A 14,508-nucleotide genomic window follows, 5' to 3' on the forward strand; every position below is an offset into this window, starting at 1 on the left:
CCATAGACCGCTTCGTTGCGGTGACGCCGGTGGCAGCGCGTGGAGTGATCCGCGATACAGCTATGAGCAGCCAGTCCCACCCCTGGTGATGCTCGATCCTAGACACGCGGGAACGCTCCTGCCGAACATCCCGTCCTGCGGTAACCAACCCGCGTATATCAGTCTGACCGCGCGTCGTTTCTGACACGCTCACCGACCGATCCGCAGCGAAGCACGAGGCGCCCGCCCCCTCCACGGGGACGGGCGCCTCATCCTGCCTCTTGACAAACTGCAACTACATATCAGCTGTGCGCCGGGATGATCTTCTCGTTCTGCTGGGCGTGGTGGCAGGCGGCGAGCTGGGCGATCTGACCTCGCGAGATCAGCTCCGGCTCCTGGGTCGCGCAGATCTCGGTGGCCTTCCAGCAGCGGGTGCGGAAGCGGCAGCCCGAGGGCGGGTTCGCCGGGTTCGGCGGGTCGCCCTGGAGCACGATCTGCTCACGCGCCCCACGCAGGGTCGGATCCGGCAGCGGCACGGCGGAGAGCAGCGCCTGGGTGTAGGGGTGCGCCGGGCCGGTGTAGATCTCGTCCTGGGTGCCCAGCTCCGCGAGCTTGCCCAGGTACATGACCCCGACCCGGTCGGAGATGTGCCGGACCACCGAGAGGTCGTGGGCGATGAAGATGTAGCTGAGCCCGAACTCCTTCTGCAGGTCGTCGAGCAGGTTCATCACCTGCGCCTGGACCGAGACGTCCAGAGCCGAGACGGGTTCGTCGCAGATGATCACGTCGGGGTTCAGGGCCAGGCCGCGGGCGATCCCGATGCGCTGACGCTGTCCGCCGGAGAACTGGTGCGGGTAGCGGTTGATGTGCTCGGGGTTCAGACCGACCAGGTCCAGGAGCTCCTTGACCCGGTTGCGGATACCCTGTCTGGGCTTCTCCTCCGGGTGCAGCTTGAACGGCTCGGCGATGATGTCACCGACCGACATGCGCGGGTTCAGCGAGGTGTAGGGGTCCTGGAAGATGATCTGGATCTTGCGCCGCAGCCGGCGCAGCTCATCGCCTTTGACTGAGAGGAAGTCCTCGCCGCGGAACTTCACGGTCCCGGCGTCGGGCTCCTCCAGGCGCATCAGCAGCTTCGCCAGGGTGGACTTCCCGCAGCCGGACTCCCCGACGATGCCGAGGGTCTCGCCCTCGCGCAGGTTGAAGCTCACCCCGTCGACGGCCTTGACGGCTCCGACCTTGCGCTGGAACACGATGCCCTGGGTGATCGGGAAGTGCTTGACCAGGCCGTCGACCTCGAGCACCGAAGGTTTGTCGGCGAACGGGTCCACAGCGGCAGTGGGAACAGACAGGCTCATTCTGGTGCCTCCTCAGAGCCGGCGATCATCCCGGCGCCGGTGGGTGATGGGCGCCGGGTGCGGGTGGCGGTGCCGGCGTAGACGTCCTCGGCGTAGTGGCATGCCGAGAGGTGGCCCTCGGCGACGAGCCGCAGCTCGGGGCGTTCCGTGGTGCAGCGGTCGGTGGCGAACTCGCAGCGCGGATTGAACGGGCAGCCCGAGGGCATGTCCGTCAGCGACGGCGGAAGTCCGGAGATCGCGCGCAGGCGCCCGCCCTCGTCGTCGATCCTGGGGATGGAGTTCAGCAGCCCCTGGGTGTAGGGGTGTCCCGGCTTCCCATAGATCTCGTAGACGTCGGCCGCCTCCATCACCCGTCCGGAGTACATCACGGCGATCTTGTCCGCCACGTCGGCGACCACACCGAGGTCATGGGTGATCAGGATCAGGCCCATGTTGAACTCGGTCTGCAGATCCTTCAGCAGCCGCATCACCTGGGCCTGGACGGTGACGTCCAGCGCGGTGGTGGGCTCATCGGCGATCAGCACATCGGGGTCCAGGGCGATGGCCATCGCGATCATGATGCGCTGGCGCATGCCGCCGGAGAACTGGTGCGGGAAGTCTCCGGCACGCTCCTCGGCGCCGGGGATCCCCACGCGCTGCATCATCTCCACGGCCTTGGCCCTGGCCTCCTTGCGCTTCATCCCGCGGTGGACGCGGAACATCTCGGCGATCTGCCAGCCGACCGGCAGCACCGGGTTCAGCGAGGACAGCGCGTCCTGGAAGATCATCGCGATCTTGCGGCCGCGCAGCTTCCGCCGCGACTCCTCGTCCATGGTCAGCAGGTCCTCGCCGCGGTAGCGGATCTCGCCGCCGGCGATGCGACCGGGCGGCATGTCGAGGATGCCCATGATGGTCTGCGCGGTCACGGACTTGCCGGAGCCGGACTCGCCCAGGATCGCGAGGGTCTCCCCCGCGTGCAGGGTGAAGTTCAGTCCGTTGATCGCCTTGGCGACGCCGGCCTTGGTGCGGAACTCCACCTGAAGGTCCTTGACCTCCAGCAGGGGCGCGTCACCGGGCCGGGTTCCCGGGGTGAACCCGGTCGAGGTCTGGGATTCAGTCATGAGATCCAGCCCTTCACTTCTTGGATTTGGGATCAAGGGCGTCGCGGATGGCGTCGCCCATGGTCATGAATGCGAACACGGTGAGTCCCACGAAGATCACCGGGAAGAGCAGCAGGTGCGGCACGGTCTGCAGGAACGGCTGTGCGTCCGAGAGCTGGAGGCCCCAGGAGATGGCAGGCAGCTGCAGGCCCACGCCGAGGAAGGTCAGCGTCGCCTCCGCGCCGATGATGATGCCGGTGAACACCGTGGCGTAGCCGATCACCGGTCCCAGCGAGTTCGGCAGGATGTGCCGGCGCATGATGGTGATCGGACCGGCGCCCAGGGCCCGGGCGGCGAGCACGAACTCGGAGTTGACCACTGAGATCACCGAGCCGCGCATCAGGCGCGTCATGGTGGGCCACATGAAGATGATCAGCACGAAGGCCACTTCGCGCACGCCGCGGGACTCCAACACGTTGAGGAAGACCAGCGCACCCAGGATATAGGGCACGGCGAAGACCATGTCGGTGATGCGGGAGATCACGGCGTCGACCCAGGAGCCGAAGTAGCCGGCGACCAGGCCCAGGACCACGGCGATGATGAAGGTGCCGATGGCCACGATGAAGCCGACGGCGATGGAGTTCCGTGCGCCGTAGATGACGCGGCTGTAGTAGTCGCAGCCCTGCACGTCGGTGCCGAACCAGTGCTCGGCGGAGGGCGACTGTCGGCTGCGTCCCAGCAGGCACTCGCGCGGATCGTTGTTGGTGAACAGCTGCGGGAAGAGCGCCATGCCCAGGAAGAGCACCAGCAGGACCGCGGAGACGATGAACCAGGGGTTCCTCCGCAGCGAGCGCCAGGCATCGGCGAGCAGGCTGGCTTCCTCGACCTTCTTGGTCTTGGACGTGGCGGAGCCTCCGACGGGCTCGATCGTCGAGTCGATCGGCTCCACCCGGGCTTCGGGGCGGTGTATCTCACTCATAACGGATCCTTGGGTCGAGAAGGCCATAGAGGAGATCAACGATCAGGTTGATCACCACGAAGAAGAGCACGAAGAGGGTCACGATGCCGACGACGACGGTGCCCTCCTGCCCCTGGATGGAGGCGAAGACCTGCTGGCCCAGCCCGGGGAGGTTGAAGATGGTCTCCACGATGATCGACCCGCCCAGCATGCTGGCCAGATCGGCGCCGATGAAGGTGACCGCGGGGATCAGCGAGTTGCGCAGTCCGTGCCGGGTGATCACCCGGGTCTGTTTCATGCCCTTGGCGGTGGCGGTGCGGACGTAGTCCGACTTCAGCGCGTCGAGCAGCTCACTGCGCACCAGTCGGGCCAGGATGCCGGTGGACACGGCGGCCATGGTCAGCGCAGGCAGGATGTAGCTGCTGATGCCGTTGTTCACGCCCGCGATCGGGAACCAGCCCAGATTGAGGCCGAAGATCAGCTGCAGCAGGAAGCCGATCACCAGCGTGGGCAGGGCCACCATGGTCACGGTGGAGACCTGGACGAATCGATCGAAGAACCGGTCGCGGTAGAGAGCGGCGAGGATGCCGGCGATGATGCCCATGATCGTCTGGATCACGAGCGTCACGAGTGCGAGCGTGGCGGTGACCGGCAGGCGCTGCTCGATGATGTCGGTCACCGGGCGGCCGTTGAAGGTCGAGCCGAAGTCCAGAGCGGTCACGATGCCCCAGATGTACTTGAAGTACTGGATCAGGAACGGGTCATCCAGGTTGTACTGCTCGCGCAGCGTCTCCCTGACGGCATCGCTCATCGGGCGATCTCCGGCCAGTGCCCGAATCGGGTCACCGGGAATGGCGAACACCAGTGCATAGACGATCAACGTGGAGATGAGGATGACCGGGATGAACTGGAGCAGACGCCGAATGATATAGCGGGTCATTGCTGTCCTTGTGGGTGCGGGCGGTGGCGCGGGTGCGCCGAGCGTCTATCTCGGCGGAGAGGTCTTCTCCACAGCCGAGGGCGACGCCGCGATCAATGATAGGGAGTCGTTCGGGAATTCCAGGAATCCACCGGCCGACATGCCAGAGGCGCGGCCTGCACGTTTTCACGCAGACCGCGCCTCTGACTGGTACCAGGATTACTCCTGGGTCACCACCACCTGCTCGAGGCGGGTGAAGGTGGCCTGATCCATGAAGAGGGACTCTCCATCGATCCGGTCGCTGTGCACCACCTGGTAGTTGGTGAACCACATCGGGATGACCGGCATGTCCTCCAGGAGGATCGCCTCGGCGTCGGTGTAGAGCCCGGCTGCGGCGTCGGGATCGGTCTCGGCGTTGGCCTGGCTGATCAGGGCATCGAACTCCTCGGAGGAGTAGTCCGCGTAGTTCGACGACGCTCCGGTGGAATAGATCGGCTCCATCGCATACTGCGCGCTGGGGTAGGACAGCGTCCAGCCCAGGCGGTACGGTCCGGTGATCGCCTCTTCGTCATGCAGACCGAGGTACTGAGCGAACTCGAGGGACTCGAAGGTGATGTCCTCGATGCCGAGGTTGTCGCGCCACTGGTTGGCCACAGCCTCGACCCAGTCCTCGTGACCTGCGCCGGAGTTGAAGTAGACGGTCAGCTCTTCCGGGCCGCCGGCCTCTTCGTAGAGGTCCGCGGCTGCCTCGGGATCGTACTGGCAGAACTCACAGGTGTTCTCGTTGCCCTCGATCAGGTCCGGGGGAATGATGTTCTCCGCCGGGGTCTGCGCGCCGTCGAAGATGTTGTCGATGATCAGTTCGCGATCGATCGCCATGGAGAGCGCGTGGCGCACATCGGCGTCCTGGAACTCCTCCTGGTAGAGCGGGAAGCCCAGGTAGGTGAAGGCCGAGGTGTCGAAGTCCTGCGCGTTGTCGCCGAAGTCGGCTTCCACGGTGGTGCGGCGGTTCGGCGGTGCGGCGTCGAGGATGTCGAGGTTGCCGGCCTGGACGTCCAGGTACGCGGTGTCGACCTCGGAGTAGATGCGCCATTCGATGCGCTCGGGAAGGCCGGGGTTCTCCCCGGCCCAGTCCTCGAAGCGGTTCACGGCGATCTGCTGGTCGTGCTCCCACTCGCCGTCCATCATGTAGCGACCGTTGCCGACCGGGGCCTGCTCGAAGGCTTCGATGTCGTCGTAGGCCACCGAGGGCATCGGGTAGAACGCGGTGTAGGTCAGCATGTCGGGCAGCGGGGAGAAGGGCTCGGTGAGCTCGATCTCGAGGGTGTAGTCGTCGACTGCTCGGACGCCTTCCATCTCCTCGGCATCGCCGTCGACGACCTCCTGGTAGCCCAGGAAGTTGTCGAAGAAGTTCGCGCTCTGCTGCGCGTTGTCCGGATCCACGGCCCAGTTGTAGGTGTCCACGAAGGTCTGTGCGGTGATCGCTTCGCCGTCGTGGAAGGTCCAGTCCTCACCCAGGGTGAAGGTCCAGGTCACGTTGTCCTCGGTGTCCCAGGACTCCGCCACGCCCGCAGTGGGCTCGTAGGTGTCGAAGTCGGTCTGGGTGAGGCCGGTGAACAGCGAGCCGAGGACCCAGGAGCCGCAGACCTCGGTGGAGTTCGCGGGAACCAGGAACTGCGGTTCGCAGTTGTAGGCCGAGACGGTGCCGCCGCCTTCGACGCCTGCGGCGGCTTCGCCGTTGCCGGTGTCTCCACCGTTGTCGTCACCGCCGCCGCAGGCCGCGAGCACCAGGGCTGCGGCTGCGGACACGGCGACAGCGCCCGTCGCGCGAGAGCGACGGGATGTCTTGTTGACGTGCATATTCAATGACTCCTCGAGAAGATGCGAGCTTTATGGGCATACGGTGATCCACGCGAGAGTGTTGCGTGGGTCACTTGTGGGAGCGAGTTTAGCAGGGCATTTTTCAGCTGTGTTTCAGGTTTCGCCCATATAACTGTGATTCTTGTGCTACTCGACCCCGATGTCTGGATCCGTTGTCAGGCCAGCGCGGCGAGCAGCCGTTGCCGCTCTGTCCGCCGTCGTGCCTGCACCTCGGGGTTCGGCACCGGCGCTGCCGCCAGCAGCTGCTGGGTATAGGACTCCTTGGCGTGTCGCAGCACCTGATCAGTGGTTCCCTGCTCCACGGTGCGGCCCTTCTGCATCACCAGCACCTTGTGTGCCAGCGCGTCCACCACTGCAAGGTCGTGGCTGACGAAGAGGCAGGCGAAGCCGTACTGCTGCTGGAGCTCGGAGAACAGGTCCAGCACCGCCGCCTGCACCGAGACGTCCAGAGCCGAGGTCGGCTCATCAGCGATCAGCAGCGTGGGGTTCAGGGTCAGCGCGCGCGCAATGCTGATGCGCTGACGCTGGCCGCCGGAGAGCTCGTGCGGGTACCGGTTGAGCACGCTGGAGGGAAGCCTGACGGCGTCGAGCAGCTCGCGGGCACGAGCCATCCGGGAGTTCTTGTCACCTTCCTTGTGCACCACCATCGGCTCGGTGATGATGTCACCGATCGGGAAGCGTGGATCCAGCGAGGCGGCCGGGTCCTGGAAGACGACGCCGATCTCTCGCTTGAGCGCCTTCTTCTCCTTGGCCGGCAGGGCGGGCATGTTGGATCCGCGAACGCGCAGCTCACCTTCGGCGACGTCGAGCAGACCCAGCACCGCCTTGGCCACGGTGGACTTTCCGGAGCCTGACTCCCCCACCAGTCCCATGATCTCGCCAGGCTGGACGGTGAAGTTCAGATCATGCACGACCCGGGTGGCCTTGCGCCGGAACTTGTACTCCAGCGCGACATCTTTGGCTTCGAGCGCCGGCGGTGCGTCGCTGTCCGTGCCGGCCACGCCATTGGCAGCGCGACCGTTGGAGCGCCCATCTGGAACGCCCGTGGCCGTGCGGGAGGATGAGGAATCGCCCACTCCCCCACGTTCGGTGACGACCACCCGCTCGGACTCCAGCGAGGGGTCTCCCGCCTCACGCAGCAGCGGCATCGCCGCGAGCAGACGGCGGGTGTAGGGGTGTTCGGGGTGGCCGAGGATCGTGGCCACCGGGCCCGTCTCGACCACCTCGCCGTTGAGCATGACCACCACGCGGTCCGCCATGTCAGCGACCACACCCATGTTGTGGGTGATCAGCAGGATGCCGGTGTTCAGCTCGTCCTTGAGCTCGCGCAGCAGATCGAGGATCTCGGCCTGCACGGTGACGTCCAGAGCGGTGGTGGGCTCATCGGCGATGATCACCTTCGGCCCGCAGGCGATGGCCATCGCGATCACGATGCGCTGCCGCTGCCCGCCGGAGAACTGGTGCGGGTACTGCTTGATCTTGGTCCGGGCATCCGGGATGCCCACCCGTTCCAGCAGCGCGATGGACTTCTCCAGGGCCTCCCCGCCAAAGGCGACGTCGTGGACCTGGAGCGCTTCGACCAGCTGATCCGAGACGCGCAGCACCGGGTTGAGCGCGGTCATGGGTTCCTGGAAGACCATGCTGATGTCGGAGCCGCGCAGCCGGCGCAGCTCGGCGGTGGACATCGTGAGCACGCTCTTGCCTTCAAGCAGGACCTCACCGTTCACGGTGGCGTTCTCGGGCAGCAGCCCCATCGCGGTCGAGGAGGTGACGGACTTGCCCGACCCGGATTCACCCACGACGGCGACGACCTCACCGGGCATGACGTCGAAGGAGACGCCCTTGACCGCGTCCACGTCACCGAATTCGGTGGCGAAGCTGACACGGATGTCCTTATAGCTCAGCACTGGTTCGGGCATCAGGAGTCCCTCTTCTCATCGGTCGGGTCGTAGCCGAGGTCCGGCCCGTGGTCCGTCATTCCGGCAGGTGGCTGCATCTGGGTGGGACCGCCGGAGAGCTCGGTGACCTGCTTGCCGGACCGCTCCTCCGCGGTGGCCTGGCCCAGCAGCCCGAAGGCCGTCCGCCAGCCTGGCCTAGCCGAACCGGTGCGCTTCTGCCGCGGGTCGATGGCGTCCCGGAGGCCGTCACCGATGAAGTTCACGCTCAGCGCGATGGCGATGATGAAGAGCCCGGGGAACCAGAAGAGCCAGGGTCGGGTGGTGAAGGCGTTCTGGTTGTTCTGGATCAGTGCACCCAGCGAGGTCTCCGGGGCCTGCACGCCGAATCCGAGGTAGGACAGTGTGGTCTCGAGCAGGATCGCTGCAGCGATGGCGAAGGTGGCGTTGACCACGATCACCCCGATGCTGTTGGGCAGCATGTGCTTGAGGATGATCCGCGCCGGGTGCGCGCCCATGGCGATCGCCGCGGAGACGTATTCCTTCTCGCGCAGCGAGAGGATCTCGGCGCGCACCAGGCGGGCGGTGCCGGTCCAGGTGGCGAGGCCGATGAAGAGCGCCAGCGTGAGCGTGCCACCGGGCAGACCCTGGGCGTAGGCGCCGAAGACGGCCGCAAGCGCCAGCAGCGGCACCACGATGACCACATCGGTGATCCGCATCAGCACCGCCTCGATCCAGCCGCGGAAGTATCCGGCAAGGGCACCCACCAGCACACCGAGCACCGTGGAGGACAGCGCGACGCCCAGAGCGACCAGCAGCGACTGCTGGGTGCCGCGCATGACCATGGCGAAGTAGTCCCGTCCGATGCTGTCCTGGCCGAAGGGGTGCTCGCCGAGGAATCCGTCACGGAACATCGTCGGGACGCCGCCGTCGACGGTGAGCCCGGTGGCGAGGAAGCTCTTCGACCACCAGCCGGTCCCCTGCCCGGAGAACCCGATGGAGGTGATCGAGAGCAGGATGATGAAGATCAGCGCGGCCATGGAGACGACGGCTGGCTTATGGGCGAAGAATCTGCGCCGGACCAGCTGGCCCTGCGAGTAGGAGCGCTGGGCGCTGGCCAGCTTGGCGTCCTCCGCCTCGGTCGCGCTGCGCACGTCCTCGGGCGGGATGGGGGGTATCGACTGGCTCATACTCTAATCCTCGGATCCAGGACCGCATACATGAGGTCCGCAATCAGGTTGAACAGCACCGCGGCGGCGCCGGTGATAAGGGTGAACGCCATGACGGGCGCGGGGTCTGAGCTGCTGAGGCCGGTCACGAACATGTCGCCCATGCCGGACCAGCCGAAGACCTGCTCGACCACCACGGCTCCACCGATCAGGCCGGCGAAGTCAAAGGCCACGATGGTGGTCAGCGGGATCATCGAGTTGCGGAAGGCGTGCTTGAAGACGACGGTGCGCTCGTTGACGCCTTTGGCGCGTGCCGTGCGGATGTAGTCCTGGTTCACGGCCTCCAGCATGGAGCTGCGGGTGTAGCGGGTGTAGGTGGCCACGGAGACCAGCATCAGGATCGTGGTCGGCAGCACCAGCTGCGTTCCCTGATCGAGGGCGACCTGCCAGAAGTCCCCGCTGAAGTTCGGCGAGGAGGAGCCGATCGTCGCGATCGGGCGAGGCTTGATGCCCAGGAAACCGGGCCAGGCTCGCATGAAGTGGTCCAGCAGCACCATCACTGCGAACAGGGCCGCAGTGATCACGCTGACGGCAACTGCCTGACCCTTGGCGTGGCCGCCCATGGCCCGACCGACCAGCACTGCGACCGCGATGGTCACGACGAACAGGCCCGCGATGGTCAGCCAGCCGCCTGGAGGGTCGATCAGCAGCCAGAAGGTGGCGTAGTAGGACACGAGGCCCAGTCCGACCACTGTCAGTGCCGAGTACAGCACCCGGCGGTTCCGCAGCCCGGAGAGCAGCGCGGTGAGACCGAAGGCGAGCCCGACGCCGAGCAGCGTGATGACCGCGGGTCCCAGCCGGGGCTCCCGGGCGTAGTTCAACGAATCCAGCAGCGGCATGGCGACCAGCACGAAGCCGAACATCACTGCTCCGGTGAGCAGACGACGTCGGGCGGATCCGCCGATGATCAGCGGGACCATGATCGCGAGGACCACCGCGACGACGGTGATCTGCGTCCAGGTGAAGTTCGGCTCGCGCAGCCAGTTGTTGTACGTGATGCCCATCCAGTCCTTGGCCAGCACCGCGGCCCAGAAGACCGGGAGCGAGAAGAAGAGGAAGACGAAGAAGGAGACGGCGTAGTCCAGGGAGGAGTACTGCCGGATGGCAGTGATGATGCCGGTGAGGATGCCGATGATGATCGAGAGGATGGTGGCCAGGAAGACCAGGCGCAGCGTGGAGGAGGCCGAGTTCGCGACCATCGCGCCGACATCCTGACCGCTCATGTTGGTGCCGAACTCGCAGGCACCGACGGCGCAGCCGGCGATCCCGCTGAGCCAGATCCAGTAGCGGGAGTACCAGGGCTCGTCGAGGTTCATGAACGCGATGCGCTGCTGGATCAGGAACTCGACGTTCTCCGCGTTGGACTCGCGCAGCTCCTGCAGCGGATCACCGGAGTTGATCACCAGGACGAAGACGAGAAGCGAAGCGCCGAAGAGCACCGCGACGGCGCTGAGAAGACGTTTTAGGACATAGCTGTACACGGGGTGGTTGTACCTTCCACGAGCTGCAGGGGAAGCATCGGTGGGGTTCGATCCGAAGTTCCTTCGGATCGAACCCCACCGATGTCAATGGTCCTCGTCAGCTGAGATGCTCAGCCGATACGGACCTGCGGACTGCTGAGATCACTCAGCGCGCTGCCACTGCTCGGCGTTCCATACGATCTGGTCCTGCGAAGCGGTGTCGCGGACGTTGCTGATCGAGATGTCGGAGCCGGAGAGCTGCGGGTGCACGTAGAGCGGGATTCCGAACAGGTCTCCCCAGAGCTCCTGCTCGATGCCGATGATGATCTCCTGCTGCTCGTCGGCGTCCTCAGTCGTGGCGAGCTGGTTGAACAGGTCATCCACGGTCTCGTTGGAGTAGCCGCCGTAGTTCTGCGGACGATCGGTGGAGTAGATGTTCTGACCCGAGACGACCTGACCGGAACCGGCCCAGGCGAAGAGTGCGACCTCGTAGTCCCCGGTCTCCTGAGCGCCGCCCGGACCGAAGAAGTCCTCGGAGCCGGAGTCGACGATCTCGAAGCCAGCCTCATCACAGGAGGCCTTGATCTCGGCCACCGTGTCGGTGCGGCGCGGGTTCGGAGCGGCGTAGCCGATGCGGACCTCGGTGCCGACGGCGTCCTCTGCCTCGAGGATCTCAGCCGCCCCTTCGACATCGACCTCGTCGTAGGTGCCGTCATAGCTCTCGGCGACGATGTCCTCGTAGTTCTCCTCGAAGGTCAGCGATTCACGGGCGTTGAGCACCGATGCCTCGGGGTTGACCGGTTCGACGAGGTTGGAGACGATCTGCTGGCGCGGCACGCACATGGCGAACGCCTCGCGCAGCTCCAGGCTCTCGGCGAACGTCCCGCCCTCGATGAAGTTGAAGTCCAGGTGCTCCCAGGTAGCGGCCTCACCCTCGTGCAGCACGACCTGGCCCTCGAGCCGCTCGAGCTGGCCTCGGGTGTCCACGGTGGCCTGCGGACGGGCGACGTTGAGGTCGCCGTTCTCCAGAGCCTGGACGTGCTGGCCGTCGTTGACGAAGCGGAAGACGATGCTCTCGGTGCCCGGCGCGTTGCCCCAGTACTCCTCATTGGCGGTGATGGTCAGGGACTCACCGGCCTGCCAGTTGTCCAGCGTGTAGGGACCGGTGACCGGGATCAGCTCCTCGTCGGGCAGCGTGCCGGGGTCGGTCAGCCAGCCCTCGTTCCAGAACTCTGCTGCGGGCTCCAGCGCCTCGGTGTCGGCATCGCGGATCGCCGTGACCAGCTCGTCGAGCTCCATGTCGCTCTGCTCGGCCACCACGTGCGCGGGCAGCGCATAGTTGACCAGGATCTCCCAGTCGGCGAAAGGCTCGGTGTACTCGATCGTGAAGGTCTTGCCCTCGGGGTCGCCCTGCGGGCCCTCCAGCACGCGTTCGCCGTAAGTCTGCGAGATGCCGTTGAACAGCGGCTCATCGTCGGAGTTGGTCAGCGAGGCGTTCTGGTACGCCCAGTCCAGCACATAGTCGGCCACTGTGACGGGGGTGCCGTCGGACCAGGAGACGTCTTCGCCGATGGTGTATTCCACGGTGAAGGGGTCTTCGCTGATGACCTCGTAGGAGCCGAAGTCCTCGTTGGCGTACCAGACGTTGTCGGTGCCCCAGTAGCCGAAGCCCTCGAAGATCCGGTTGACCACGGTGGAGTTGTAGACGCTGTAGCTCTCCGGGGTCTGACCGTTGTATCCCACGAATTCGATCTCGCCCATGGAGACGGAGATCTCGTCCTCCATGGTCTCGAGATCGCTGGTGTCGGCCTTGCCGGTGTCCTCCGGCTCGGTGGTGAACTGCTGGCCCTCGGCGTTGAACGCGTCGGTGCTGCCGCTGGCCTCGCCGTTCGTCTCGCCGTTGCCGGTGTCCGCCGCCTCGGCGTCGTCGTTGCCGCCGTCGGGCGTGCATCCGGAGAGCACGAGTGCGCCGGTGGCCAGGATGGCCGTCGCCGCAGAGAGTTTCCTCAGTTTCACAGTTGCTCCTCATCCTTCAATGCGATGTGACCGCTGCGACGTCCACTTCTCATCCCTCGAGAAAGTGACCCATCTAACACCGGTTCAATGTGCGAACCAGACTACGGTCGACCCGGCAGCCTGGATGCCCATTTCGCCACGCGTGACTGAATCGTTACCCGGATCAACCGAGTCAGATATGACCCACATCACGCCCATGACAGCCGCCGCCCCACGCGCAGAAAACATGTGTGAAACATGCAACAAAGCCCCCGATACAGAGAAACTCCCGTGCGATTCCGCCAGAGGAATCACACGGGAGCTACCAGGCGGTCATATGTCCGCAACGTCTGTGAGCGGCGCCACTTCGCTACTTGAAACACGTAAGCAACATTCACTTCAAAGCCCTGCTACTGATCGGTAATGCACCTGGCCAGCGAATAAGTCAGAGTGTTACGACGATGCTCAGGCAGTCTCGCTCAGCGTCGCCAGGAGGTCTCCGGGTTGGAGGTCTCCCCCTTGCTCAGACGCAGCGCCTGAGCCTGGGCGACGAGATCCTCGTACTTCTTGGACTTCTTCTCAGCGGCGGCCATATCGCGCGGGGGCAGCATGATCGTGCGCTCGGCCTCGATGCCGCTCTGCAGCTGACGTCCGCGCTCCAGCTCGGAGTCGAATTCGGCCCCCAGCAGCAGGACCAGGTTCATGATGTAGATCCAGATCAGGAAGACGATGACACCTGCCAGCGCCCCGTAGGTGGCCTCGTAGTTGCTGAAGTTCGCGACGTAGAAGAACACCGCGGTGGTGGCCAGCACCATGACCACGATCGCCAGCAGCGCGCCGGCCGAGATCCAACGAACTCCGGGCTGCCGCAGGTTCGGGGTCACGTGGTACAGCATTGCGATGCATATGGCAGCCACCAGCAGCAGGGCCGGATAGGTGGCCCAGTTGAAGATCGTCACGGCCATGTCCCCGAGGCCGATGGTGTCTCCCACGGCCCGGGCGATCGGCCCGGAGGTCAGGAGCAGGAAGATCGCCGTGGCCACCAGCACGAGGAGACCCGCGGTGACCAGGTAGAAGATCGGGCGCAGCTTCAACATCGAGCGGCCCTCTTCAACCTCATAGACCCGGTTCATCGCCCGGGAGAAGGCGTTGACGTAGTTCGAGGCGGTCCACAGCGCGGTGAGCAGACCGAGGGCCAGTCCGATGCCGGCACCTTCCACGCTCGTGATCGCCTCGATGGCCGGACGGACCTGCTCCATCGTGTCTGATTCGACCATCTGTGCGGCGGTCGAGAGCAGGAACTCCTGGGTCCGCTCCCCCTCCCCGACGAAGGACATCAGCGAGACCAGCGCGATCAACGCCGGGAAGGCCGAGAGCACGGCGTAATAGGTCAGGCCCGCAGCCAGGTCGGTGCAGCTGTCCCGGCCGAACTCGGTGAGGGTCCGCTTGGCGCTGTACTTCCAGGTCGTCCCGGTCAGCTTCACCGGGGACGAGGTCTTCTTGTCCTCGCTGTCTCCAGCGATCGACTCCTCGAAGTCCTCCCGCTGGCGATTCTTGACCATGAACGGCTGGTCTGCGGCCGCGGAGAGGGTGCCGACGCGCAGCTGGTCGCCCTGGTGCACGGTGCCCCCGGTCTGGCCGTGGTCCTCGATGTGGTGCCGTGGGGCACGGTGGGCCTTCAGGGCGCCAGCGGCACGGCGGGCCGGGCTGGAATTCTCGGGGTGACCCTGCGGGTCGGAATGAGTGCTCATGGGT

10 protein-coding genes are annotated in these 14,508 nt (G+C 65.5%); all 10 read right to left on the reverse strand.

The genetic code is table 11. The features are described 5' to 3' along the window. Positions 1 to 281 precede the first annotated feature (281 nt). Entirely contained in the window at positions 282 to 1,337 is a 1,056-nt protein-coding gene (locus BCL67_RS10560) for an ABC transporter ATP-binding protein (RefSeq protein WP_106123408.1), read from the reverse strand. After that, the gene (locus BCL67_RS10565; protein WP_106123409.1) at positions 1,334 to 2,437 is read right to left on the reverse strand and encodes an ABC transporter ATP-binding protein; all 1,104 of its coding nucleotides are present in this window, start codon (positions 2,435 to 2,437) and stop codon (positions 1,334 to 1,336) included. The genes BCL67_RS10560 and BCL67_RS10565 overlap by 4 nt, the downstream gene beginning before the upstream one ends. A 13-nt stretch (positions 2,438 to 2,450) precedes the next feature. Then, positions 2,451 to 3,395 carry an ABC transporter permease gene (locus BCL67_RS10570; RefSeq protein ID WP_258174966.1) on the reverse strand — a complete coding sequence of 315 codons (945 nt, stop codon included), beginning with the start codon at positions 3,393 to 3,395 and terminating at the stop codon, positions 2,451 to 2,453. Beyond that, a complete protein-coding gene (locus BCL67_RS10575) occupies positions 3,388 to 4,314 on the reverse strand; it encodes an ABC transporter permease (RefSeq protein ID WP_106123411.1) in 927 nt (308 codons plus the stop codon). The genes BCL67_RS10570 and BCL67_RS10575 overlap by 8 nt, the downstream gene beginning before the upstream one ends. A 198-nt stretch (positions 4,315 to 4,512) precedes the next feature. Next, positions 4,513 to 6,102 (reverse strand): peptide ABC transporter substrate-binding protein, encoded by a 1,590-nt coding sequence (locus BCL67_RS10580; RefSeq protein WP_146131135.1) that lies wholly within the window; start codon positions 6,100 to 6,102, stop codon positions 4,513 to 4,515. Between the two features lie 227 nt (positions 6,103 to 6,329). Next, positions 6,330 to 8,093: an ABC transporter ATP-binding protein gene (locus BCL67_RS10585; protein WP_106123413.1), complete on the reverse strand. Its 1,764-nt coding sequence runs from the start codon at positions 8,091 to 8,093 to the stop codon at positions 6,330 to 6,332. Then, positions 8,093 to 9,259: an ABC transporter permease gene (locus tag BCL67_RS10590; protein ID WP_106123414.1), complete on the reverse strand. Its 1,167-nt coding sequence runs from the start codon at positions 9,257 to 9,259 to the stop codon at positions 8,093 to 8,095. Before BCL67_RS10590 ends, BCL67_RS10585 begins: the two co-directional genes overlap by 1 nt. Beyond that, a complete protein-coding gene (locus tag BCL67_RS10595; protein ID WP_106123415.1) occupies positions 9,256 to 10,779 on the reverse strand; it encodes an ABC transporter permease in 1,524 nt (507 codons plus the stop codon). The genes BCL67_RS10590 and BCL67_RS10595 overlap by 4 nt, the downstream gene beginning before the upstream one ends. Before the next feature lie 141 nt (positions 10,780 to 10,920). Next, on the reverse strand, positions 10,921 to 12,774 hold the full coding sequence (locus BCL67_RS10600) for an ABC transporter substrate-binding protein (protein ID WP_106123416.1): 1,854 nt from the start codon (positions 12,772 to 12,774) through the stop codon (positions 10,921 to 10,923). 458 nt (positions 12,775 to 13,232) lie between these two features. After that, entirely contained in the window at positions 13,233 to 14,504 is a 1,272-nt protein-coding gene (locus BCL67_RS10605) for a YihY/virulence factor BrkB family protein (RefSeq protein WP_258174968.1), read from the reverse strand. Between the last annotated feature and the right edge of the window lie 4 nt (positions 14,505 to 14,508).

This window comes from Nesterenkonia sandarakina, assembly GCF_003003175.1.
In the GTDB taxonomy this organism is placed as follows: domain Bacteria; phylum Actinomycetota; class Actinomycetes; order Actinomycetales; family Micrococcaceae; genus Nesterenkonia; species Nesterenkonia sandarakina_A.